General features: G+C 56.7%; 15 protein-coding genes and 2 pseudogenes. 9 read left to right on the top strand and 8 right to left on the bottom strand.

Annotation, left to right across the window (positions count from 1 at the left end; genetic code table 11):
* Nucleotides 1-142: 142 nt before the first annotated feature.
* The gene (locus tag KRR23_RS27800) at nucleotides 143-1,090 is read left to right on the top strand and encodes a LysR family transcriptional regulator (protein WP_216745045.1); all 948 of its coding nucleotides are present in this window, start codon (nucleotides 143-145) and stop codon (nucleotides 1,088-1,090) included.
* Nucleotides 1,091-1,326: 236 nt separating this feature from the next.
* Here KRR23_RS27800 and KRR23_RS29240 read toward each other — a convergent pair.
* Nucleotides 1,327-1,416: pseudogene (locus tag KRR23_RS29240) on the bottom strand (hypothetical protein); the annotation flags it as partial.
* Nucleotides 1,417-1,821: 405 nt separating this feature from the next.
* On the opposite strand from KRR23_RS29240, the gene KRR23_RS27795 reads away from it, so the two are divergent.
* The gene (locus KRR23_RS27795) at nucleotides 1,822-3,708 is read left to right on the top strand and encodes an ATP-binding protein (protein WP_216745044.1); all 1,887 of its coding nucleotides are present in this window, start codon (nucleotides 1,822-1,824) and stop codon (nucleotides 3,706-3,708) included.
* A gap of 7 nt (nucleotides 3,709-3,715) precedes the next feature.
* On the opposite strand, the gene KRR23_RS27790 is transcribed toward KRR23_RS27795, so the two are convergent.
* Nucleotides 3,716-4,534 carry a cyclase family protein gene (locus KRR23_RS27790; RefSeq protein ID WP_216745043.1) on the bottom strand — a complete coding sequence of 273 codons (819 nt, stop codon included), beginning with the start codon at nucleotides 4,532-4,534 and terminating at the stop codon, nucleotides 3,716-3,718.
* A 242-nt stretch (nucleotides 4,535-4,776) separates the two neighbouring features.
* On the opposite strand from KRR23_RS27790, the pseudogene KRR23_RS29235 reads away from it, so the two are divergent.
* The 3 genes and pseudogenes from KRR23_RS29235 to KRR23_RS27780 form a co-directional block, all read left to right on the top strand.
* Nucleotides 4,777-4,872, top strand: a pseudogene (locus tag KRR23_RS29235) (IS5/IS1182 family transposase); the annotation flags it as partial.
* Nucleotides 4,873-4,899: 27 nt separating this feature from the next.
* Entirely contained in the window at nucleotides 4,900-5,133 is a 234-nt protein-coding gene (locus tag KRR23_RS27785) for a GFA family protein (protein ID WP_216745042.1), read from the top strand.
* A 225-nt stretch (nucleotides 5,134-5,358) separates the two neighbouring features.
* Nucleotides 5,359-5,922 (top strand): histidine phosphatase family protein, encoded by a 564-nt coding sequence (locus KRR23_RS27780; protein ID WP_216745041.1) that lies wholly within the window; start codon nucleotides 5,359-5,361, stop codon nucleotides 5,920-5,922.
* A 117-nt stretch (nucleotides 5,923-6,039) separates the two neighbouring features.
* On the opposite strand, the gene KRR23_RS27775 is transcribed toward KRR23_RS27780, so the two are convergent.
* From KRR23_RS27775 to KRR23_RS27765, 3 genes are read right to left on the bottom strand one after another with little or no spacing between them, the layout of a single operon-like run.
* Entirely contained in the window at nucleotides 6,040-6,543 is a 504-nt protein-coding gene (locus KRR23_RS27775; RefSeq protein ID WP_216745040.1) for an OmpA family protein, read from the bottom strand.
* 5 nt (nucleotides 6,544-6,548) lie between these two features.
* Nucleotides 6,549-7,817 (bottom strand): diguanylate cyclase, encoded by a 1,269-nt coding sequence (locus KRR23_RS27770; protein ID WP_216745039.1) that lies wholly within the window; start codon nucleotides 7,815-7,817, stop codon nucleotides 6,549-6,551.
* Entirely contained in the window at nucleotides 7,814-8,389 is a 576-nt protein-coding gene (locus tag KRR23_RS27765) for a YfiR family protein (RefSeq protein ID WP_216745038.1), read from the bottom strand. Before KRR23_RS27765 ends, KRR23_RS27770 begins: the two co-directional genes overlap by 4 nt.
* Nucleotides 8,390-8,739: 350 nt before the next feature.
* Between KRR23_RS27765 and KRR23_RS27760 the strand changes: the two genes are divergently transcribed.
* The 4 genes from KRR23_RS27760 (at nucleotide 8,740) to KRR23_RS27745 (ending at nucleotide 13,143) form a co-directional block, all read left to right on the top strand.
* Nucleotides 8,740-9,591 (top strand): sugar phosphate isomerase/epimerase, encoded by an 852-nt coding sequence (locus KRR23_RS27760; RefSeq protein WP_216745037.1) that lies wholly within the window; start codon nucleotides 8,740-8,742, stop codon nucleotides 9,589-9,591.
* Between the two features lie 12 nt (nucleotides 9,592-9,603).
* Entirely contained in the window at nucleotides 9,604-10,662 is a 1,059-nt protein-coding gene (locus tag KRR23_RS27755) for an isopenicillin N synthase family oxygenase (RefSeq protein ID WP_103319011.1), read from the top strand.
* A gap of 42 nt (nucleotides 10,663-10,704) precedes the next feature.
* Entirely contained in the window at nucleotides 10,705-11,505 is an 801-nt protein-coding gene (locus KRR23_RS27750) for an ABC transporter substrate-binding protein (RefSeq protein WP_123585353.1), read from the top strand.
* 99 nt (nucleotides 11,506-11,604) lie between these two features.
* The gene (locus KRR23_RS27745; RefSeq protein WP_216745036.1) at nucleotides 11,605-13,143 is read left to right on the top strand and encodes an amino acid ABC transporter permease/ATP-binding protein; all 1,539 of its coding nucleotides are present in this window, start codon (nucleotides 11,605-11,607) and stop codon (nucleotides 13,141-13,143) included.
* A 65-nt stretch (nucleotides 13,144-13,208) separates the two neighbouring features.
* Here the strand turns inward: KRR23_RS27745 and recD are convergent, their stop codons facing one another.
* Genes recD through recC form a run of 3 tightly spaced genes read right to left on the bottom strand, consistent with a single transcriptional unit; the run spans nucleotide 13,209 to nucleotide 22,431 of the window.
* Nucleotides 13,209-15,296 (bottom strand): exodeoxyribonuclease V subunit alpha, encoded by a 2,088-nt coding sequence (recD, locus tag KRR23_RS27740; protein WP_216745035.1) that lies wholly within the window; start codon nucleotides 15,294-15,296, stop codon nucleotides 13,209-13,211.
* Nucleotides 15,293-18,982, bottom strand: coding sequence for an exodeoxyribonuclease V subunit beta (recB, locus tag KRR23_RS27735; RefSeq protein WP_216745034.1), 3,690 nt, complete (start codon nucleotides 18,980-18,982; stop codon nucleotides 15,293-15,295). Before recB ends, recD begins: the two co-directional genes overlap by 4 nt.
* Nucleotides 18,979-22,431 (bottom strand): exodeoxyribonuclease V subunit gamma, encoded by a 3,453-nt coding sequence (gene recC, locus KRR23_RS27730; protein WP_216745033.1) that lies wholly within the window; start codon nucleotides 22,429-22,431, stop codon nucleotides 18,979-18,981. Before recC ends, recB begins: the two co-directional genes overlap by 4 nt.
* Between the last annotated feature and the right edge of the window lie 166 nt (nucleotides 22,432-22,597).

Genomic DNA, 22,597 nt, shown 5'->3' with positions numbered 1-22,597 from the left:
CCTGGACTTGTTGTTATGCAGGGAGCCAAGGCGAGAAAAGTCGCCTTGTAATGAGGCGTGTGTCGCGAGTTGGTTGTCGGACTGTTTTTGGAGTATAGATGTGCAAACTTCTAATAAGAACGCACATAAAAGCCGGTCCAACATGCAAAAAAACATCACATCGTTAGGCTCGTTGAACTGGGACGACCTGAAGTTTTTCCTCGAGGTCGCCCGCACCCGCAAGGCCAGCAGCGCTGCCAAACGCCTAGCCGTGGATTACACCACCGTGTCACGGCGGATCAGTTCGCTGGAAGGTGCATTGGGGACATTGTTGTTCGAAAAATCACGGACCAATGGCTTTGTATTGACCGCCGAGGGCCAGCGTTTACTGGGTTATGCCGAATCCATAGAAAGCACGCTGCACATGGCGTGCGAGCAGGTGTCCGGCTCAGGCGTGGCCTTATCCGGCCACGTGCGTATGGGTTGCACCGAAGGTTTCGGGAGCTTTTTCATCACCCCGCAACTCAGCCACTTCGTCGATGCCTATCCGGCGATTTCAGTTGATATCCTGCCGCTGCCGCACTTCATCAGCTTGTCCAAGCGCGAGGCAGATATTGTCATCGCCCTGGAACGCCCGGAACACGGCCCTTACGTCTGCTGCAAACTCTGCGACTATCGTTTGCAGCTGTACGCGACCCAGGATTACCTCAACCAACACCCGCCCATCCGCCGCCCGGCAGATTTGGGCAAGCATCAGTTCATCAGTTATGTCGACGATCTGGCATTCAGCTCGGAGCTGCTGTACCTGGCGAATGTACTGCCCGGCGCCAGCGCCAACCTGCGCAGCACCAGCGTGATTGCGCAATTCGTGGCCGCGCAGCAAGGCCGTTCGCTGGCAATTCTGCCGTGTTTCCTCGCGGCCCAGGATCCACGACTGCTGCCAGTGCTGCCGGAGGAAATCAACATCACCCGGCAGTTCTGGATGTACTGCCGCGAAGACCTGCGCAAGCTCAAGCGAATCACTTTGTTGTGGGACTACATCCGCGCCGTGACCGAGCAGAATCAAGCGCTATTGATGGGGGAAACCCGAACGATGTACTTCGCCGACTGACAGCCCTTCAAGGAATCAGGTAGCGGCGTCGTAACGAGCTCCGCAGACCTTTGCCAAGGTTGAATGACAGGGATTTGGACGCAACTTGTGACATCGAAGGGCATTTCCAGCCACCTCAAAGACCCCACTTCCAGAGGCCTGTGTAATCGCGATAAGAACTGAACGAGCCCCATGCAGGCACACCCGATGAGGCTCAGGCGCAAGGACCTGCACTTTGAGTACTATCACGACGACGGACAACCGCTGATCAGCGGTTCGTCAGGGTCGCTTTCGAGAAATGTGACCAGCACTTCCATTCCCATTCGAGGGGGGCGCAATGTCACAGCCTCTACTGGCGGATAATCCCAGCCAGCAACTACTCTTGTCGTCAAATCTGCCGGTCTGGCAGTAGAACGCAATTGCTCGACTTTACGCTATTCGAACCCTAACTCAGGCAGATAAGGATCATCTGTTTGTCTTAGCTGCGTAATTGCATGGACTTGACCACACAGTTGGATTTATAGCCGCAGGCGTGTAGTTCGGACACTTACGCCTATTCAGGCAGGAGGCTCTGTGGATACGCCCACAAAGAACACAGCTTATTCCCCTCTGAAATAAAGGCTGTCATCCTCGGAAAGCCATGAAAAATAAAAAAAATGGTTTCCCGTCACCACTCAAACTATGCTCCGCACCATGGACGCCCAGAGCACAGTTTTGATGCTCGGGCTTTGAGAGCACGGAGGCTCTGATGTATGTTCAAGCTCAGACGGAAAACATGGGTTTTACTATTGACCTATATCATGGGTGTCAGTGGTTATATCTACTACCTCTACGTTGAGACTAAAGGAATCCTCACTGAAAACGTTAACAACAAGCTGCTGGATGCAGCGTTGGGCGCTTCGGCGATCCTTGGCGACCGCTACCATGATAATCTGATCAACAAACAGTCAAAATCGGAAGCGGAAGATCTGGATGCTATTCAACGACTCTCCAAATTTAATGAGTCAATGAGTACTGCCTTTGTCTACACCGTAGTTAAACGCTCGGGAGTAGCTTATCTAGCCAGCTCCAGCGCATCAAAAAAAGAGATCCAAGATAAGAACTTCGTACGTTTTTTTGATCCCTATCCCGATGCCAGCCAGGCTTTGGTCGAAAGCTTTGAGCGCACCGAGCCCACCTGGATCGATTACTCGGATCATTGGGGAGACTTTCGCGCCGTCTTCATCCCATTAAAGTCGCAGGACGGTACGACATATATTGCCGGCGCGGAGATGACGCTGGCGGACTACCGCCACCAACTTAATCAAGACTCCCTGCACCATATTATCCTGGCCATTCTGGTATTTCTCACCTTCAGCCTCTTGTTCGTGATCGACTTAATACGCGTACGTGCTCACCTCCAGCAACTGCAAATAAACGAAGAGGTATTGAGGCAGGCAAAAAACGCCGCCGAGGATGCCAATCGTTCAAAAACCAGATTTTTGTCCACCATGAGTCATGAAATCCGCACGCCCATGTACGGTGTCATCGGTGCGACCGAGTTGCTGGCTGGCCCCTCCTTGAATCCGGAGCAAAGCAGTCTGCTCAAAACGATTCATACGAGCGGACGAACCCTGCTATCTCTTATCGATAACATTCTTGACCTCGCAAAAATCGAAGCGGGAAAACTTGAATTGAAGCCGCGCGTATTCGAAGTGCGAACCTTGGTTTTGTCCAGTATTGAAATAGTCCGACAAAATATCCAGGACAAACCCATAGTACTTGAAGTCCAAGTCTCACCGGATGTACCTCTCATAGTTAAAACCGATGCCGATTGTCTTCGCCAGATATTGATCAACTTGCTGGGCAATGCGCTCAAATTCACCGAAACCGGAAAGGTATCGCTCTCGGTCACGGCTAGCGGATACGGCCCTCAAGCGCGACTCAGCTTTTCGATACGCGACACCGGCATAGGTATCCCTGCAGAACTGCAAGACGGTCTGTTCAAGCCCTTTGCTCAATTTGAAGGGGCGACCAATCAACGCTTTACAGGGAGTGGGCTCGGCCTTTCCATCTGCAAAAATCTGGTCGAGGCGCAGAATGGGGTTTTATCTTTTACCAGTCAGTTTGGCGTCGGCTCAACTTTCTCCTTCTCACTCCCAATGGAGCCTTTTTCAGTTTCAGAAATACCCATTGGTGATGGGTATACAGTGGTTGATTTCGACCCGTCTTTTGCCAGTCATTACCCGCTCGATATCCTGCTGGTGGAGAATCATCCGGTGAATCAGAAGGTTGCCATGGCGATGTTACAGAAGTTGGGCTATACGCCCAACCTTGCGTCAAATGGTCTGGAGGCGATCAATGCATATTTAACTTCGACTCCGCATGTCATTTTAATGGACATCAACATGCCCATTATGGATGGACTGGAGGCCATCCATGAAATCCGAAAACTACCACTGGGCGATACGTGCTACATCGTTGCTTTCACCGCGAGCGCGTTTTCGAGCGAGACAGAACGGTTTAGGGGCGCTAGTGCCAATGATATTTTAACCAAACCGGCGAGCTTTCAGGCCTTGACCAAGGTGCTTCAGCGCGCAACCATCTGCCAACAGCAGTTCCACACCCACACTCCGCTAGTTAATATTAGCTCAAGTTAAAATGGACTCAGGGCACAAATGCCATCACGGAAGCAGGAGACCCCGACCCATCTTTCAGTCGAAGCACGCCAATGACCAGTGTTGTACCTTTCGCTGGAAGCTGATCCAGGTTAGTCAGGCACTCTAGAACGATTCCATCTTTCGCCAGAACCTGACGATTGGTGGCGAATACCGTGTCCTGCCCTGGATCAGCTCCATGCGTATCGATACCGACGCCCGCAATCTGGCGTTCTTCAAGCAGAAATTTCGCCGCTGCGGCGCCGACACCCGGAAAGTGTGGGCCTTGAGCATCTTGATTGATAAAGCGTTTAGGATCGTTCCACAGGGCTTGCCACCCGGTATAAAACAGCACTACAGAACCTTGGTCGATGCGACCATGATCGTGCTCCCATTTTTCGAGATCTTGAATGCCGATCACATAGTCAGGGTTATCCCGGGCTTGAGCCCGTAGATCAATCATAACAGCCGGTCGGACTAGAGACTCCGGCTGATAACCATCAATCCCAATAGCATTGGGGTGAAAACTATTGGGCGCGTTCATGTGGGTTGCACTGTGTTCACCGATACTAAAGCGCCGCAGGTAGTAACCGTCTTTTTTCTGGGAGGCCACCACATCGAATGTGACCGGAGGGTCGTGAGGCCAAAGTGGTATAGATGGGCTAATGATGTGACTGAGGTCAATTACCTTTCGAAACTGAATACTCTGCATTCCTTTGTCTCCCTTATCCTCTGCGAAACTTTCAGCGACACCGACCGACAGCAAAGCAGTCAGTATGCCAATAGACGCCTGTTTAAAATAGCTCTTGTTTTGCGTTGATATAGCCATGACGATTGCGCACTCTCCCGATCATTAAGGAATTCCAGTCCTCGCGTCCAGCTGTGTCCGTCTATTCTATGCTCGTTAATCCTAAAGAGGTTTCTGTATTGGAGAGTATCAATATCAATCCTTTCAATACATCACCGGCCTCCGTAAAGTGATTAATCAGACGACTAGTCTCGGTGCTGTACTAAATCCCTTGAAATATCGATTTCTGTAGCATCCCGCGCCATCACAGTCAGGAGGCCACGATGGCAAAACGGTATGAACTCCCCGGCGCAGCCTGGGATTGGGTTGCAGATATTTTCACTGCAATCTGCCGTGGCGGACGCCCGCGGGCAGATGATCCGCGGTGCCGCAAAAAGAACGCGCTGATGGCTACCGTCAGCCATGCCGCTCTGAAGATCCTTCGGGGCCAGGAATGGCTGAGCTTGTACCAGTGGAATACCGGAAAGGCCGAGCACTATTTCTGCTCGAAGTGCGGGATCTATACGTTCAACAGACGGCGCATGGACTCTGATCTGTACAGCGTCTACGCCTACTGTCTGGACGGTCTCGACTTGGCGACGTTGCCGGTGCGGCAAGTGGCCGGGAAAAATCGGCCGTGATTATCCGCCTCAACGAAGTGCTCCCCCAGGGAAATGAAGTGGCAGGTGCCTTTGGGGGTATGGGGCTCGTTCACGCAAGCTGCAATTGTCGCTCCCTTCACCTAACGTCCAGATGATAATCTCACGCCTCAATGTGCGGTTTATACCGGCACGATCACCATGCTTCAAATGCCCGCCGGGTGCATTTTCTGCACTCCTGGGGCAGTAAAACAAGGACGTAAACACATGAGCAGGGAGATCATCCTGATGCGCCATGGGCAGCCGAATCTGGCCGTGACCAACAAGGTTTCAGCGCTTGGTATGAAACGCTGGATCGAGCAATACAACCTATCCGAAATCATCAACCAGCCCGCCCCAGAGGCGAGTGTGCAACTGGCCGCTACCGCCCAAGTGATTGTATCGAGCAGTGCGCCTCGGGCTCTGACATCCGTTCGGGCGTTGGGCCTTCAGCCCACACTGGTAGACGCGATTTTCTGCGAGGCGCAGCTGCCCCATGGCCGCTGGACACTGCCGCGTCTTTCACCGTTTACGTGGGCATTTATCCTTCGAGTCTCATGGTTATGCGGCTTCTCAGGGACGGTCGAGTCTTTCCGTCAGGCCAGGATTCGGGCCAACGAGGCCGCTCAACAACTTCGATCCCTTGCGAGCGCAGGACCGGTCCTGTTGCTCGGTCATGGAGTCATGAATCGAATGATCGCCAAGCAGTTGGAGGCTGCCGGATGGACTCGCCAGAAACGCAATGGCAACCGTTACTGGAGCGCAATGGTCTATCGAATGAATCAGAGTTAAGGCACGTCGATAGCAACCGGGACACACCCGGCTTATGACATGCAAATGCATCCGTGAAGTGACTGAGCAGAATCAGGCGCTATTGATGGGGGAAACCCGCACGATGCACTTCGCCGACTAGTCCGCGATCACCACAATCGATACCCGGCGATTCTCGGTGCGTCCGGCGGTGGTGGTGTTGGATGCCACCGGCTCGGCGCTGCCAAGGCCGCGCAGTCGAATGTTCTCCTCGCGCAGGCCAACGCTGGTCAGCACCGCGCCGACACTCTTGGCGCGGCGAAGGGAAAGCTGCTCGTTATAGGCCTCTTTACCCGACCCGTCAGTGTGACCATCGACCCGTACACGCTCAATGCCGGCACCATGCAACGCCTTGCCGATTCGCTCGACGATTTCGGTACTTTGGGCGTTCAGGTGATCAACGTCGCTGCCAAACAGTACCTTGCCCGACAAACCGAAGGCCCAGCCCTCCTCGGTCAATTCGAAACCCTGTTGCTTGAGCACCGCAACCTGCGCCGGTGTGAGGCCTTTTTGCGGTGCAGTTTGGCATCCGGTCAATGCCAGCACGGCCATGAGCAAGGTAAAGGTAAAGAATCGCAGGGAACGCTGGGTCAGTGAAAACAAGGCTGTTAACTCCTGGTTTGAACGTTGGCGACAAGGTGCTCCGACCCTGCCGTGTATTGCCCGCCTCGGGCGAGGCGTTTGGCTTGATACATTGCCGCATCGGCGGCATCGAGCAGGGTACCGGGTGTGGCGCCATGATCCGGATAAATGGCAATGCCAACGCTGAGTGAGGTCAACACCTGGGTATCACCTGGCAACTGAACCGGCAGCTCCATGCTGGCGATAATTTTTTCGGCAATTCGTTCGGCGTCTTCGGTTTTGTGCAACGGCGTCAACAGCACAGCAAACTCGTCACCGCCCAAGCGGGCGACCAGATCCTCTTCGCGCAATTGCGCCCGGACTCGGGTTGCCACGGCAACCAGCACGGCATCGCCAGCAGCGTGGCCGAAGTTGTCATTGATACCCTTGAACCGATCGCTATCGAGAAACAGCACGGCAACCCGTTCATCGTGTTTGTTGGCATTGCGTAACGCGCGAATCAGTCGACCTTCGAAAAACGCCCGGTTCGGCAAACCGGTGAGGCTGTCATGGCTGGCCTGATGGGCCAGCGTTTCGTTTTCGCTTTGCAGGTGGGTTTGCCAGGACTCCAGCTCATCAAGCAAGGCATTGAAGTCGTTGCCCAGACTATCGAGTTCGGCAATGCGTGCTGGCGGCACACGACGATCGAGGACCCGCTCCTGGCGCGCTGCGTGAGCGACCTCGGCCAGGCTGCGCAGTGGGCCGGTAATCCCGCGTAGCTGACGGCGTGCCAGATACAACGCGACCCAGGCGCTGACTGCCGTACACAAGACAATCCCGGCCAGACCGCTGAGCAAAAAGCGCATCAGACTGCCGCCATGCCCGGTCAGCAGGATGCTGCCGATTTCCTGACCTTGATGGAGGATCGGCATATTGATCGGCTTTTCCAGAAGCGTTCGGGCGATCTGCATTTCCAGTTCGGAAACCAGACCGGTTTCCGGTCGCTGCCAACGAGCGAGCAGTTGGTCCTTTTCATCGAACACCTGGGCATCGGCCACTTCTTCTGTGGACGCGATCAGCGCCAGCGCTTCGGTCGCCGCCACGTTGTCGTTGAACACCACTGCGGCTTCCACGGTGTAACTGATCGAACGGGCAATCAGCTGCAGGTTGTGATCGGCATACACTCGCAAGGCCAGTACCCCAAGCAGGGTCAGGGACAGACTGGCCATGGCCACGCCAACCAGCGCAACGATCAGGTGTCCACGGCCAATGACCGATTGCAAAGTTGGGCGGTTGCCGGACCTGAACAGGCTCATGGGGCCGCCACTTTACGGCGAGAGAGTTGCAAGACGCTGGGGTGAATGCGCACACCACTGCGGGCCACCGAATCGAGGTTGACCTCAAACGAGACTTGATGGTCACTGACCCGCAGGCAGAACAGGCTGCCTACCGTGCATTGATCGCCCCCCTCGCTGATACTCAGCACCGGATGGCCTGTCAAAGAAGCGAAGAGCGTGTTGCGCTCTTCATTGGTCAGTTTACCGATGTAGATTGCGTCACACTCACTGGCGATCGCCGGGTAATTGGCTAACAGTCGCCGAACGACCACCGGGCGACCCGTGGCTTGAGTGGTGCCTTTGACCAAATCGTCGGTGTACTCGGTGGGACCGACCACGCACAAATGCAATTGCGCTGGCTCCACTGGCCAGCGAGCGTAGCTGAGGATTCCCAACACCACTTGAGTGACCGACATGGCGCGCTGATCAGCCATGCTCGCTGGCGCCTGCGACTCGGCGAATACAGGAAGGCTCAGCAAACAGAAAAGGCCGGCCAGCAGCAGTTGCTTCCAGCCAGCAATGCGTTCTGTCGTCCAGACAGCCAGCTTCATGCGGGAATTCTCGTTGATCGTCATGGATGATGCCGCAACGATAGCATATCCGGTGAAATGCTCACGAAAGCAGCGAGTATTGATAGGCGCCTATTTGTTTATAAAATCCTGAAGTAACAATTTGGGGTTTCCTATTTTTCTCTGTTTCACCCCATGTCTACCATCAGCACCAACGTGACCTGTAACCGCACTGCGGTCCTAATAACAATAAAAGCTGACAGCGACGTAAGTGAGAGCGGATCCACCGAGATTCGACTCATGAAAACCTTTTGCTACTGCCATAACAGCTCGATTCGGTCATGCACCGGCGTCGAGCCTTGAGTAGTTGAAGGCGTCGTGGAGGTTCACCGATGAAACTGGAAATATTTCGTACCCTCTGGGGCTATAGCGCGAGCAAGGCTCAGGCACTCGATGAGTTGCTGGAAGCCGGCTTCGATGGCATGGAAGCTCGCCTGCCGCTGGACGTCCGCGAACGAGCCGAGTTCGGCGCCTTTCTCAAAGCCAATGCACTGGCTTACATCAGCACCGTGTTTACCGCTTATGACGTGCTGCCGGAACAATCCGCGTCGCCCACCGAACACCTTCTTGATCTGGACAAAAAACTCGCTTGGGCTGCCGAGCTCAATCCACGCTTCGTCAATGTGCTGGCCGGCAATGACCGTTGGCCGCTGTCGCAGCAGGTAGAGTTCTTCGGCCAGGCCATGGCGCTTGCACGCAAGCACGGGCAATTCTGCAGCTTCGAAACCCACCGCTCACGTTCACTGTTCAACCCTTGGCTGACGCTTGAACTGATCCGGCAGCTTCCCGACTTGCGGTTCACCAGCGATATCAGCCATTGGGTCGTGACGTGCGAGCGGTTGTTGAATGATCCGGCGGATGACCTGAGTGCCTTCGTCGAGCGCGTACACCATATCCAGGCCCGCGTCGGTTATGACCAAGGCCCGCAGGTTCCCCATCCCGCCGCCCCGGAATACGCCCGGGAACTGGCCTTCCATCAACAGCACTGGGAAGCCATCTGGCGCTCCCAGCAGGCTCGCGGCTATCAGGTCAGCACCCTGACGCCTGAGTTCGGTGCCGACGGCTATTTGCACCACTTGCCCTTCACCAATGTGCCGGTCGCCGACCTGTGGTCGCTGAATATCTGGATGGCCAACACAGAGCGCGAACACTTCGATCGCTTCAATCACTCAACCCTCGTGTGAGGTGCTTGCAACATGTCCGAGCAGATCAATAACACTACGCCCCAAGCGAACTTCAAGAGCATTCCGGTGGTGGATATCGCCGGTCTGTTCAGCATCGAACGGGAACATCGGCTGGTCGTCGCAGAGCAACTCGGGGTGGCCGCCAGTGACGTCGGCTTTCTCTATATCACCAGCCACGGCATCGATCCGCAGTTGATCACCAACTTGCGCCAGGCAGCCAAGGACTATTTCGATCAGTCCCTGGAAACCAAGATGCAGCACTACATCGGCACCTCGAAGACTCACAAGGGCTTTGTCCCGGAAGGTGAAGAGGTTTACGCCAAGGGCAAACCGGATCATAAGGAAGCCTTCGACATCGGCTTCGAAGTCCCGGAAAACGATCCGCTGGTGCTGGCTAACACTCCGCTGCTCGGACCGAATGAATGGCCATCGTTGCCAGGTTTCAAGGAAGCCGTACAGGCCTACTACGCCGCGATCTTCGCCCTCGGTCGACGGCTGTTCGGTGGCTTCGCCCTGGCATTGGGCCTGGAGGAGGACTATTTCGACAGCATGGTCACCCGGCCGCCCTCGAAGCTGCGGCTGATCCACTACCCGTTCGACGGCACGGCTCAGGATGCACCTGGGATTGGTGCACATACCGACTACGAGTGCTTCACCATTTTGCTGGCTGACAAACCCGGGCTGGAGGTGATGAACAATCTTGGCCAGTGGATCGATGCACCGCCTATTCCAGGGGCGTTCGTGGTGAACATCGGCGACATGCTCGAAGTCATGACCGCGGGTGCATTCGTTGCGACGGCTCACCGTGTCCGCAGTGTCAGCGAAGAGCGCTACTCCTTCCCTCTGTTCTATGCCTGCGACTTCCATACCCAGATCAAACCCCTGCCGGGCTTCGCCAAGACCGGGCAGGAGTATGAGCAGATCGCCATTGGCGAACACATGTACAGCCAGGCGCTGCAGACTTACCAATACCTGCGCAAGCGGGTGGAAAACGGAGAAATCACGTTGCCGGAGAAGGCGCGTAAGCCTTCGAGCTTCGGGCACCTGAAAAATCAGACACAACCGTCCTGATCATTGCTGTCGGCCACTACTTTCTAATCGGAGTCACCGAAAATGCTTTACAAAAATAACCGTGCTGCCCGTTTGTCCCTGCTCGCCGCCAGCCTGTTCTGTGCAACTGCCAGCATGGCTTCCGCCGCCACACCGGGTCAGTTGAAAATCGGCATGGAAATCACCTACCCGCCGTTCGAATCCTATGATAGCCAGAAGAATATCGTCGGCTCCGATCCGGAACTGGCTCAAGCCCTGGCCAAGCAGATGCAAGCCAAGGCGGAGTTCGTCGATACCAAGTTTCCCAATCTGATCTCCGGCCTGAACTCCGGGCACTACGACGCGATCATCTCCGGCATGTACATCACGCCAGAGCGTCAGACTCAAGCGATGACCATTGGCTACGCCGTAACGGGCGCGGCAATCATGGCGCCGAAAGACAGCACGCTGAATGCACAAACCCCAGAAGACCTCTGCGGCCTGAAAGTCGGACTGGAACAAGGCACCACCTGGGTCGCTCAATTGAAGAAACTCTCGGCCGACTATTGCGTACCGAACAACAAGGGCGCCATCACTGTCAGCGAGTTCCCATCGGCACCGGAAGTGACTCAGGCCCTGCTGTCGAAAAACATCCAGGCCCAAATGGAAATCGCCGGCGCAGCGAAGATGATCGCCGAACACACCAACGGTCGTGTGGTGGTCACCTCCCAGCATCTGGTCTATCCGCAAACCCTCGGCATCTTCGTCAAGAAAGGCAATGACGAGACCTATCAGGCGCTGCTCAAGGCGTTTGATGGCGCGAAAAAAAGCGGTGACTACGCAGCTATTCTGAAGAAGTACAACCTGGAAGAAGCGTCCAACTAAGGCGACGCCCCTTCGCGGGCCAGCACACGCTTACAAAAGTACCGTTCCCTGTTCGGGAGCGGCTTACCCGCGAAGATTTCAATGCGGTTCGAGGTACTTATGCAATTCGATTGGTCGTACTTTTTCTCCCTGTTCGCAGACTCCGCCTTCTGGCAAGCCTGCGTCACCGTAATCGAACTCAGTGCCCTGGCCTGGTTCATCGGCATGCTGCTGGGCTTTCTGCTGGCCTCGGCCAAACTGTCGACTTCGGCCTGGCTCAGACTTCCGGCGACCGCGTATATCTGGTTCTTCCGCAGCATTCCGCTGCTGGTGCTGGTGGTCTTCGTCTACAACCTGCCGCAGTTGTTCCCGATGACCGGCTCGGTCCTGTCCAACCCGTTCTACTCCGGGTTGTTCGCGCTGGTGATCACCGAAGCGGCGTATATGGCAGAGATCCATCGCGGTGGCCTGATTTCGGTCGCCAAGGGTCAGAAAGAGGCCGGGCGCGCGCTGGGTATCGGCTTTCTGGGCTTGCAGCGTTTGATCGTGATTCCTCAGGCTTTTCGCATTTCCCTGCCGACCTTGATCAACGAATACATCACGGTGGTGAAACTGACGTCGCTGATCTCGGTGATCTCCCTGACCGAACTGCTGACCGTCGGCCAGCGCCTGTACGCGCAGAACTTCCTGGTCATGGAAACCCTCGGCGCAGTAGCGGTGTATTACGTGTTTATCGTCAGCGTGTTCGGCTGGTTTTTGCAGCGACTGGAACACCATCTGGATCTGAACCAACGCAAGCCGCAAACCCTCGACGAAACCGCCGTAAGCCGACTCAAGGCCGAGTCCCAACCGCTGACCAGCACTGCCGGCCTCCCGGTCAATCGCGGTGCGGTACCGGTTCTACAACTGGAGAAGATCCACAAGCGCTATGGCAATCACGAAGTGCTCAAGGGCATTGACCTGACTGTCGGCAGTGGCCAGGTGATTTCGATCATCGGCCCGTCAGGCTCAGGTAAAACGTCGTTGATTCGCACCATCAATGGACTGGAAAGTATTGATCAAGGCGAGATCATGCTATTTGGCGAAAGCTTCATCGGTTCCAACGACACCCCCAACAGCGCGAAGGTTCGTAGTGGCGTGCGGCATATCGGGATGGTATTCCAGAACTTCAACCTGTTTCCCCATCGCTGCATTCTCGACAACATCACTCTGGCGCCGCGCTTCCACGGCAGCGCAAAACCCTTGAGTGAACAATGCGCCTATGCGCTGCTGGACAAGGTCGGACTGCTGGCCCACGCACACAAGTATCCGCATCAGCTTTCCGGCGGTCAGCAACAACGGGTAGCGATTGCCCGGGCATTGGCCATGGAACCGAAGATCATGCTGTTCGACGAACCGACTTCGGCCCTCGATCCGGAACTGGTGGGCGATGTATTGAATGTGATCCGCGATTTGGCCAAAGAAGGCATGACCATGCTGATCGTGACCCACGAGATGGACTTCGCGATGTCGATTTCCGATCGGGTGATTTTCATGGAAAACGGGAATATTCAGCTGGATGCAAGCCCGTACGCCATACGCAATGCGCGGGCCGGGGAACGAGTCCGGCGCTTCATGGGCCTGACCGCCCAGACCGAAATGCTGCTGGCAGCGGAGTAGACCTCGGAGCAGACCAGGTCTTGGTGGCGATAGGTCAAATCCTCTCGCCACCACACTGCACCCGCTCACCCCAGCTCCAGCATCAACCCGCTCAAGCGCTTGACCTTGCGTCGTACGGCTTCTTCAAAAATCCCGGTACGTGGTTCGATCAGGCTGAACCAGTTCTTGGCGCGAGTGATTCCGGTGTAGATCAGCTCTTTGGTCAGCACCGGGTTCAGTGCATCGGGAAGGATCAACGCCGTGTGCGCGAACTCGGAGCCTTGGGATTTGTGCACGGTCATGGCGTAGACGGTTTCCACGTCATTGAGTCGGCTGGGCAAAACAAACCTGACACCGCCCTGACCATCGTTACGCGCAAAAGCGACGCGCAGCACCTGGCGCCCAACCTCCTGGCCATCGCGCTCAGGCAATTTCAGGGCGATACCGATGTCGCCATTCATCAGGCCCAGACCGTAATCGTTGCGGGTCATCAGCACCGGACGCCCTTCGTACCATTGCTGATCACTGTCAATCAGTCGCGCCTTCAGCAGCGCGCCGGTAATCCGCTGATTCAGCCCCTCGACACCCCATGGCCCCTTACGCACGGCACACAGCAGTTGGAACGCATCAAAGGCTTGCAAGACATTGCGTGCCCACTCGATCCAGCAAGGATCGTCGGGAAGTGAGTTGAAGGACGGACGCTGGTTGCGCAAGAGACTCAAGTAATGTCGATATCCCTGCGGGCCTTCGCCCTGGCCTTCGAGCAATAGACGCTCCAGCGCCCTGTCCTGCTCCCCCTTGAGGGACAGCGAAAAAAGATCGGCATGACTACGAGCAGCCAGCAGCTTGCGGGCCTCATCGGCCTGCTGCTGATTGACCCAGCGCGCCAGTTGACCAATACCGCTGCCTTCGCCAAATCGCCGCGAATGACGCAGCATCACGACCTGCTGGGCCAGCGGGTGAGTGGCGTCGGTGTCTTCCTGCAAACCGCTGGAACCAAGATTTTCACCACTGACGGCCTCCAACCAGTCGCGGGTCTGCGGGCTGTACCAACCGGCCTCGGCATCGCGGCACAGATCACCGAGAACGGCGCCAGCCTCCACCGACGCCAACTGATCCTTGTCACCGAGCAAGACCAACCGGGCATGCGTCGGCAACGCATCAAGCAGATTGGCCATCATCTCCAGGTCGATCATCGAGGCTTCGTCGACCACCAGCACATCCAGCGGCAGGCGATTGCCGGCGTGATGGCGGAAATGCCGGGTTCCCGGCCGGCTGCCGAGCAGACGGTGGACCGTGGTCACGTCAGAGGGGATTTTGTCCCTGACGTTCTCGGCAACTTGCAGTGTGCGAACTTGCTGGCTGATGGACTCTGTCAGCCGTGCGGCGGCCTTGCCCGTGGGGGCGGCAAGTCGAATTCGCAGTGGCTTGCCCGCCTCCACGGCTGGCGCCTGGAGCAGGGCCAGCAAACGCACGACCGTGGTGGTTTTACCGGTTCCAGGCCCGCCCGTAACGATGCTGAATGCACCACGGGTGGCCAGGGCACAGGCGAGTTTCTGCCAATCGATCTGCGCGCTGGAACTGGCCTGGCCAAACAGGCCACTCAGGCGTTCGGACAGGTCATCAGGTGTCGGTTCATGGACGATAAGTCGTTGGCGTAGCGCACTGTCGATGCGCCGTTCGTACGTCCAGTAACGGCGTAAATACAGTCGCTTGCCAGACAATACCAATGGGCGCTGCTGCGATTCATCACGCCCATCGACAGCCAGCGCCACAAGACTGCTGGACGCCAGTACCTTGCACCAGTGTGCTCCCTCCAATGCTTCAAGCAATTGCGATGGCAACAACAGGGTTCCGGTCTGCAGATCGCCTTCCGGCGGCAGGGATAGCGCGAAGTCCGGCTCCTTGAGCGTCTCGAACAGATCGAGGCACACATGCCCGTGTCCCAGTTGATGGCTGGTCAAGGCTGCCGCCAGCAATACCAGCGGATCGCCATCGGGTGCCAGTTCGTGGAGGAAGGCAACAAAGGCTTTGTCCAAGGCCCGAAGCCAGCCACGCTCGACCCAGCGTTCAAGCAACAGCAGCAGGTCATCGGCACGGCTCAGCGGCGTCAGTTGCGCAAGGCTCTCGGCCGTCAACGGCGTGGGTAACAAATCGGCAAAGGAACGGCTCATAGCAATACACCCTGCTCCCAGGCCGGTTCAGGCTTGGGTTCTGGTTTTCCCTGGAACAGCCGGTCCAGTCGTTCGATCAATTCCCGTGGCGGACGAGTGAAATACACGCCTTGGCCAGGTGCCCGGGTGCCGCGCAGGAACAGGTACAAGGCGCCGCCCATGTGCCGGTCATAGTCGTAGTCGGTGAGTCGCGCCTTGAGCTGGCGATGCAGCGCCAGTAGATACAACACGTATTGCAGGTCATAGCGATGATCGAGCATCGATTGTTCCATTGCCTGCTCGGTATAGGCCGAATCGTCAGCACCGAGCCAGTTGGACTTGTAATCCGCAACGTAGTAACGCCCGGCGTGCTCGAACGTCAGGTCGATAAAGCCTTTGAACATGCCATTCAGCAGTATGGGCTCGGCAACGACACGAGAAGCGCTGGCATGGGTGTATTGGCGCACCAGTTCGTCGAGCTTCAACACATCGACTTTATGGCTGGCAAACCAGAATTCCATTTCGACCCGGTACTCGGTCAGTTGCTCGAACACCACCGGCGGTTGCTCGGCACCGATGCATAACGGCGCTTGCAACAAGTGCTGCAGCCAGTCGCGCAGGGTATTGATCCAGCCCTCCCAGCCGCGGCGGTTGCAGCGGCGCGCAATGGCGTTTTCGATGGATTTCGGGTCTGCGGCGAAACCTTCGTCACCCGCCCACTCCAATAATCCATGGAGGAAAGTCCCGGGATTCGGCCCGCGCGGGAAGCGGTGGATATCACCACCGCTGGCGAGCACTTCGCGTGGCGCATCGGGATCAAGTCGCTCGTCGTCAAAAAGCTTTTGCGCTTGCGGGCTTTCCGGCGCTTCGTCGCTGCCAGCGCTCAGGCTATCGCCAATGCGCAATGCACTGTAGGAGGCGATCCACCAGTTCTCGGCAGCCTTGCGCTTCGGTATCAGCGGTGCGAGCAACGTTGCCTCATTGCGTGGCGGGAGAAAACGTTCGGTTGTGGCTTCAGGCATCTCGCCATAGCTCAATGCGCCGCAGTTTTGCTGCAAGTCTTCCAGCCAACGCTTCAGCGCCGTCGATTCGGCCAGCTTCTCGCCGCCACCCAGCAGATAGCCCAATGCCGACAGGTGCAGTACCGAGCTGTTGTTACTACCGCGCTTGAGGTCGGTGACACCCAGCCAGCAAGCATGCTGGGCTCGGGTCAAGGCCACATAGAGCAGACGCAAATCTTCAGCCAGGCGCTCATCGTCCGCCAGGGCAATCAACTCGGGGGTTGGGCTCAACGTTATCTGGGCTTGCCCGTTCGCGTCGTGGTAGTGCATCGGCAATCGACTGCCGTCCACCGGTTTTGCCGAACAAATGAACGGCAGAAAAACCAGCGGATACTCAAGGCCTTTGGACTTGTGGATGGTCACTACCTTGACCAGTTGCTCGTCGCTTTCCAGACGCAGAATCTGCTCTTCGCCGGCCTGCCCGGACAACGCCAGATGCTCGGACAAATGACGGATCAGGGCTTGCTCGCCATCAAGCTCGGCGGCTGCTTGTTGCAACAGCTCCGAGAGATGCAGCAAGTTGGTCAGTATCCGCTCACCATCGCTTCGGGCAATCAAGGCCTGAGGCAATTCGAAATCGTGCAGCAACCGGCGCAACATTGGCAGGATGCCCTGACTGCGCCAGATCACCCGATACTCGCGAAACTGCATGACGCGCTTCTCCCAGGCCAGCTCATCCTGGTTCAAACGTTCCAGTTCTGTCAGCGACAGGTTCAAGGTGATGCTGGCCAGCGCTGCACGCAGTGGTCGCTCGACATCCGGCTCGGCGCAGGCCTTTAGCCAACTCAACAGGTCGTGAGCCTCCTGGGCCGCGAACACCGAGTCCTTGTCCGATAGATAAACACTGCGCACGCCTCGCACGGACAATTCGTTGCGTACCGCCTGGGCCTCTTTACCATCGCGTACCAGAATCGCGATATCTGCCGGTAGTAACCCCTGTAGATCCTCTGCCCCCCGGACAAAACCCGCACGCCGCTGCTGACCGCTATTGAGCAATGCAGTGATTTCACTGGCGCAAGCTGCAGCCAGTTGCTGTCGGTACACAACACCGGACAATGGTTGCTCGCTGGACAGCTGCCAGATATTCAACGCGGGTACGGCCTGACCGTTGATCTGCAAAGACTCTTTGCGGCCTTGAGATTCAACCGGCAAAAATGGAACCGGGTTTTCGCCGTTTTTTTCGCGAAACAGAAACGCTCCACGCCCCTGCTCACGGGCTTCGGCACGCTGGAACACGTGGTTCACCGCATCGACCATCCCGTGACTGGAGCGGAAGTTGGTGCCCAGGGTATGCAAGCGACCACTCGTTGCCTGGCGCGCGCGCAAGTAGGTATAGATATCGGCGCCACGGAAGGCATAGATCGCTTGTTTAGGGTCGCCGATCAGAAACAGCCCACATTCGGGGTTGTTGTCTTCAATACGATAGATACTTTCGAAGATCCGGTACTGGACCGGGTCGGTGTCCTGGAATTCGTCGATCAACGCGACGGGAAACTGCTCGCGGATCAACGTCGCCAGACGCTCGCCACCTTCGGCTCGCAATGCAGCATCGAGCCTTAGCAACATGTCGTCGAAACCCATTTCAGCACGCCGACGCTTCTCTTCTTCAAAGCGTGCACCCACCCACTGCGCAGCATGTTTCAGGACTGCGGCGTCCGGAGTCGGCAATTCATCGAGACTGGCTTTCAGGCCGGGCATGGCGTCCAGGCCGGGGTGGCTTGGTGCCTGACCTTTCCAGGCCTCAGCCATGCCATCGGGTGTCAGACGATTGAAGCCGGTGCCAATATCCAGTTGTTCAAGGCTGTCATCCTCGGCCCAAGTACTGATTTTCTCGAACCAGGGCTCGAAGTAACGCGCTTGCATCTTGCGCCCGTCGACAGACTTGCTGGCGACGCCTTGCAGACAGATCTCACGCAACTCCTGCGCCCATTGTCGCCAAGGCGCCTTGAGCTCCAGCAACGCATCACGTCGAGCTTGCAGGCACTCCGTGATCAGCTCGGCAGGTTCTTTTCCTTCAGCGCTATCACGCTCACTGGCGAACAACCCGCGCACTCGTGACAGCAAGGCGGCCGGGCCGCCCCAATGGCTGCGAACCCAGTTCAGCGCATCACCTTGCATCGGGTAGCAAAACAGTCGCCAGTAATCGCGCAGAACTTCACCGAGCAGATCGCTGTGATCAACTTCGAGGGTTTGAGTGAACAGACTGCCACTGTCGAACGCGTGCTCGCGCAGCATCCGTTGGCACCAACTGTGAATCGTCGAAACTGCCGCCTCATCCATCCACTGCGCGGCGATGTCCAAACGGTTCGCACAGCCGGACCACTGTTCGGGACTGAACTGCCCACGCAACTCGGCAATCAGGCTGTCAGGTGCTGGTGTTTCGTCGCGGAAAAACCGCGCAGCCTCGGCAAGACGTGTACGGATCCGCTCACGCAGCTCCTTGGTCGCGGCATCAGTAAAGGTCACCACGAGGATTTGCGGTGGCAGGAGTTCACGACCAAAACCGGCAGACTCGTCACCGTGCCCAAGCACCAACCGCAAGTAGAGCGCGGAAATGGTGAATGTCTTGCCGGTGCCGGCACTGGCTTCGATCAGTTGACTACCGCGAAGCGGGAAGGCTAATGCCAGAGGGACTTTCGCTGTCATGAGTGCGACTCCTCACTGGTCAATGAGCACCAAGGGGCTTCGAGCAGCGGACGGTAGAGCGCGTCACACCAATCGACAAAGGTTTCGTCGGCAATCAGGGCGTTGTAATCGGCAAACTGGCGAGCCAGTGCAGGGCTTTCGCGGCGCTCGCCATCGGTGGTCTGGCCGTCGCCTTCATAGGCCTTGCGAGCGGCAGCCTCGGCTTTGAGCGGATCAGTCTGCCCCAGCCAGGCGAAAGCCGTTTTTACCGCTATGGGCAATGGCTGGCGCATACCTGATTGCCAGGCCTGTAACAGATTACCCAAGGTTTTCAGTGCGGCATCTTGCTCGATAGGGGCGAGCAGCAAGGTATCGTCACTGGCCACCAATCCTGTCGTCATCGACAAGCCGCTCGCGCAAGCCACCAGGTGGTTAACCCAAGGACGAGTCAAACGATGCCACTTGCGGGTCTTGATCGAACCGATGCTGTTGGGGATCGTAGTGACAGCCAGCAACCCGCCATCGCTGCGTTGATGAAGACCGCTGAGCCAGCCTTCCAGGCTCACTCCCTGCAATTTGAGCGTCACCGGCAAAGCACTGTTTTGCGGTGTTGGCCACAACACCAGCAACTGTTGATAACGATGCAGCAGATCCGGTAGCGGCTCGATCAACTCACGTTGCAAGCACTCGCCGAAACCGGCCATTGGCAGCAAGCCGCTGTCCTGCAACCTTTTAGCCTGGGCATGCAGAGCTTGTTCAGGTTGATCAGGGCTAGCCAGCGCAGCTTCAAGCAAGCTATCGCTCAGACTGTAGCGTTGCAGAGTATCGAGCACGAAGGGCTCTTCATCTGCCAAAGGCGCTTGAGCCGCTTCGAAAAACACCTTGAGACGCTGACTGAAAAAATGCCGCACGGGGTTGCGCAGGAAATCCTGTAGTTGACCAAGGCTCAGCGGCTCTTCCTGAACATAAGCATCAAGTACTTCCAAGGCTGGAGTGTTGTCATGTTGCTCATGCAACAGCTGCCATTCCCGGGCATAGCTGAACAGTTGATCGCCTTCATGGAAATAACGAGCACTGAAGGGTTGTAACGGATGCTCCTGGGTCATCGCCTCAAGGAGTTCTTTAGTGCCTTCGGCGGTATTCCAGCCGTTAGCCAGATGGTCACGCAGCTGACCGATCAATACCGATGCAGGGCGCTCGCTATTGTCGCGAATACTGCGCCCGACCCAACTGATGTAAAGCTGATCCCGCGCCGAGAGCAAGGCTTCGAGCAATAGATAGCGATCATCCTCTCGCCGAGACCGATCACCGGGGCGGTAATCGCTGCCCATCAGATCGAAATCCAGTGGCGGTTGTGCACGCGGATAATCACCGTCGTTCATACCCAGCAGGCAAACGAGCTTGAACGGGATTGCCCGCATCGGCATCAACGTGCAGAAGTTTACTGCGCCGGCCAGGAAGCGTTGGGACAAACGCCCCTGATCGAGACCAGCCAACCAGGCTTCACGGACCACCGTCAGCGGCAGCTCATCCAGTAAACCAACCGATTCGCAGGTCTCCAGCCAGGTTTCGCGGAGCAACTCGAGTTGGGCCAGCAGATAGTCATCATGCTCATTGCTGGCCAGGAAAAATAGCTGCATCAACGCTTGCAGACGCGTGCCCCATTGCTCAGGCGATGCCGGTTGTGAGAGCTCCTCGTGAGCAATCTGCAAAGCATCGAGTAAAGCTACCAATGGGCCGATCAGTGCCGCATCCAGCCCGCCGATCTCATCATAAGGTTCGATGCCATCGCAGGAATGACCACTGCCAACGGCATACCCCAGAAGCATGCGACGCAAACCAAAACGCCAACTGTTTTGCTCAAGCTCATCAGGTAAACCAAGACCGGCGCGCTGTTCGGCGTTCATACCCCAGCGAACGCCAGCCCCTTCGATCCAGCGATGCAAGGTCGGCAGGTCGCGCTCCTCTACGCCAAATCGGGCGCGCAATGCCGGGACATCCAACAAGTCGAGAATCTCGCTGACCGGGAAACGGCTGTCAGGCAGTTTAAGCAAATGCTCGACCGCGATCAGTAGCGGGTCACGACCACGCTGCCCCTGGTCGGTCAGCGTGAAAGGGATAAAGCGCCGATCTTCCCGCTCAAGTTGACCGAACACGGCGCGGATGTGTGGAGCGTAACTGTCGATGTCCGGAACCATCACGATCACATCGCGTGGGCGCAACTGCGGGTCTGCGCTAAAGCGTGCGAGCAACTGATCGTGGAGTATCTCCACTTCACGCTGTGCGCTATGGGCAATGTGAAAACGGATCGACTCGTCCTGCTTCAGATCGACTGCAGGCCAGAGCAAGCGGGTTTCATTCAGCGGGCGCAACTCGAGGATGTCGTCCTGCAATTGATTGAGCATGTTCAACGGCTGGCTTTCGCTGAAAAGGTCGATACGTCCATCGCGAAAAGCTGATCGATAGCTGTTGGGATCGTCATAACTGTCGAGCAGGTTGATGTAGTCGCGCCCTTGCTTGCCCCAGGCTGCCAGCAGCGGGTGAGCATGTTGATGCAGGGTTTGTGGGTCAAGTACGACCGGCATGCCGGTCTTGCGCGCCTGTCGCTTGTACTGATGCCTTAAAAGGTCTTTACCGGCGACGATGTCTGCCCAGTGGTGACGACATGGGTTATGCACACAGAGCAGAACCTGGCTGAAGCGAGCTAATCCTGCGAGTGCTTCCAGGGCTTGGGCAGGTAGCGAAGAAATGCCGAAAACGATCACCCGTGAAGGTAATCCCTTAGGTGCGGTGTCCAGGCCAGTGATTGTCTCGATGAAACGTTGGTGAACACCTGCACGGCTTTGCGCCATGCCTTGCTCACCGACATCCAGCAACAGCGCACGCCACAACTCAGCCTGCCAGCAGTTGGCCGATGTGAGCGGTTTGCTCTCACCTCTACCGTTACGCAGTTGATGGCGACCCGCTGCCCAATCTTCCAGCCAGTCCGCCCGGTACACTTGATACTGGTCAAACAGATCCGCAAGCCGCTCAGCGAGCTGATAGCGTTTACGCAGATCGGTATCGTGAGTCAGGAAGCGTTGCAGTGGTTCGAAATGTGGTTGATCGATCAGCTCTGGCAACAGGCGCATCAATCGCCAGGTTAGAGGGGCTTTGTCCAGCAATGATTTCGCTGGAATTTCATCACGCCCGAGCACTGATCGATAAAGTTGCCACATAAAGCTACCGGGTAACTGCACATCAATCGCCGCAGCGATGCCACAGCCGCCCATGTCGTCATCTTCAGGGTCTTCGGCCAATGCCAGCTTCAGCCATTGGGCAATACCGTTGCTCTGCACTAGAGCGATTTCATTTTCCAGGGGGGCAAGCGGATAACGCCGCATCCAGCTGACCACCAGGCTACGCAGTTCGTCCAGGCGGTTGCCGTGAACCACCATAAAACCAGCACTGAGGAACGAGGCGTCCGCCATAAGGGCTTCCTTGGAGAAATGCAAAAGCTAGGGCCGAACCTTAGCATTGTCAGGTGAGTGTGACAGCCGTGAGCCGTCCGATGTTGCTGTACGAACTTTCTCGCAGGCAAAACAAAACCCCAACTGCTTTCGCAATTGGGGTTTCGGAATTTAATCTTGACGATGA

Source organism: Pseudomonas sp. CVAP#3 (genome assembly GCF_018986375.1).
Lineage (GTDB): Bacteria > Pseudomonadota > Gammaproteobacteria > Pseudomonadales > Pseudomonadaceae > Aquipseudomonas > Aquipseudomonas helvetica.
Note: the sequence above shows the minus strand (reverse complement) of the source record. Positions and strands in the feature narration are given on the sequence as shown.

Bases quoted from the DNA above. Each gene is read 5' to 3' on its own strand.
- KRR23_RS27800 (WP_216745045.1), top strand. From the start codon at position 143: ATGCAAAAAAACATCACATCGTTAGGCTCGTTGAACTGGGACGACCTG.
- KRR23_RS27795 (WP_216745044.1), top strand. From the start codon at position 1,822: ATGTTCAAGCTCAGACGGAAAACATGGGTTTTACTATTGACCTATATC.
- KRR23_RS27790 (WP_216745043.1), bottom strand. From the start codon at position 4,534: ATGGCTATATCAACGCAAAACAAGAGCTATTTTAAACAGGCGTCTATT.
- KRR23_RS27785 (WP_216745042.1), top strand. From the start codon at position 4,900: ATGGCTACCGTCAGCCATGCCGCTCTGAAGATCCTTCGGGGCCAGGAA.
- KRR23_RS27780 (WP_216745041.1), top strand. From the start codon at position 5,359: ATGAGCAGGGAGATCATCCTGATGCGCCATGGGCAGCCGAATCTGGCC.
- KRR23_RS27770 (WP_216745039.1), bottom strand. From the start codon at position 7,817: ATGAGCCTGTTCAGGTCCGGCAACCGCCCAACTTTGCAATCGGTCATT.
- KRR23_RS27765 (WP_216745038.1), bottom strand. From the start codon at position 8,389: ATGAAGCTGGCTGTCTGGACGACAGAACGCATTGCTGGCTGGAAGCAA.
- KRR23_RS27760 (WP_216745037.1), top strand. From the start codon at position 8,740: ATGAAACTGGAAATATTTCGTACCCTCTGGGGCTATAGCGCGAGCAAG.
- KRR23_RS27755 (WP_103319011.1), top strand. From the start codon at position 9,604: ATGTCCGAGCAGATCAATAACACTACGCCCCAAGCGAACTTCAAGAGC.
- KRR23_RS27750 (WP_123585353.1), top strand. From the start codon at position 10,705: ATGCTTTACAAAAATAACCGTGCTGCCCGTTTGTCCCTGCTCGCCGCC.
- KRR23_RS27745 (WP_216745036.1), top strand. From the start codon at position 11,605: ATGCAATTCGATTGGTCGTACTTTTTCTCCCTGTTCGCAGACTCCGCC.
- recD (WP_216745035.1), bottom strand. From the start codon at position 15,296: ATGAGCCGTTCCTTTGCCGATTTGTTACCCACGCCGTTGACGGCCGAG.
- recB (WP_216745034.1), bottom strand. From the start codon at position 18,982: ATGACAGCGAAAGTCCCTCTGGCATTAGCCTTCCCGCTTCGCGGTAGT.
- recC (WP_216745033.1), bottom strand. From the start codon at position 22,431: ATGGCGGACGCCTCGTTCCTCAGTGCTGGTTTTATGGTGGTTCACGGC.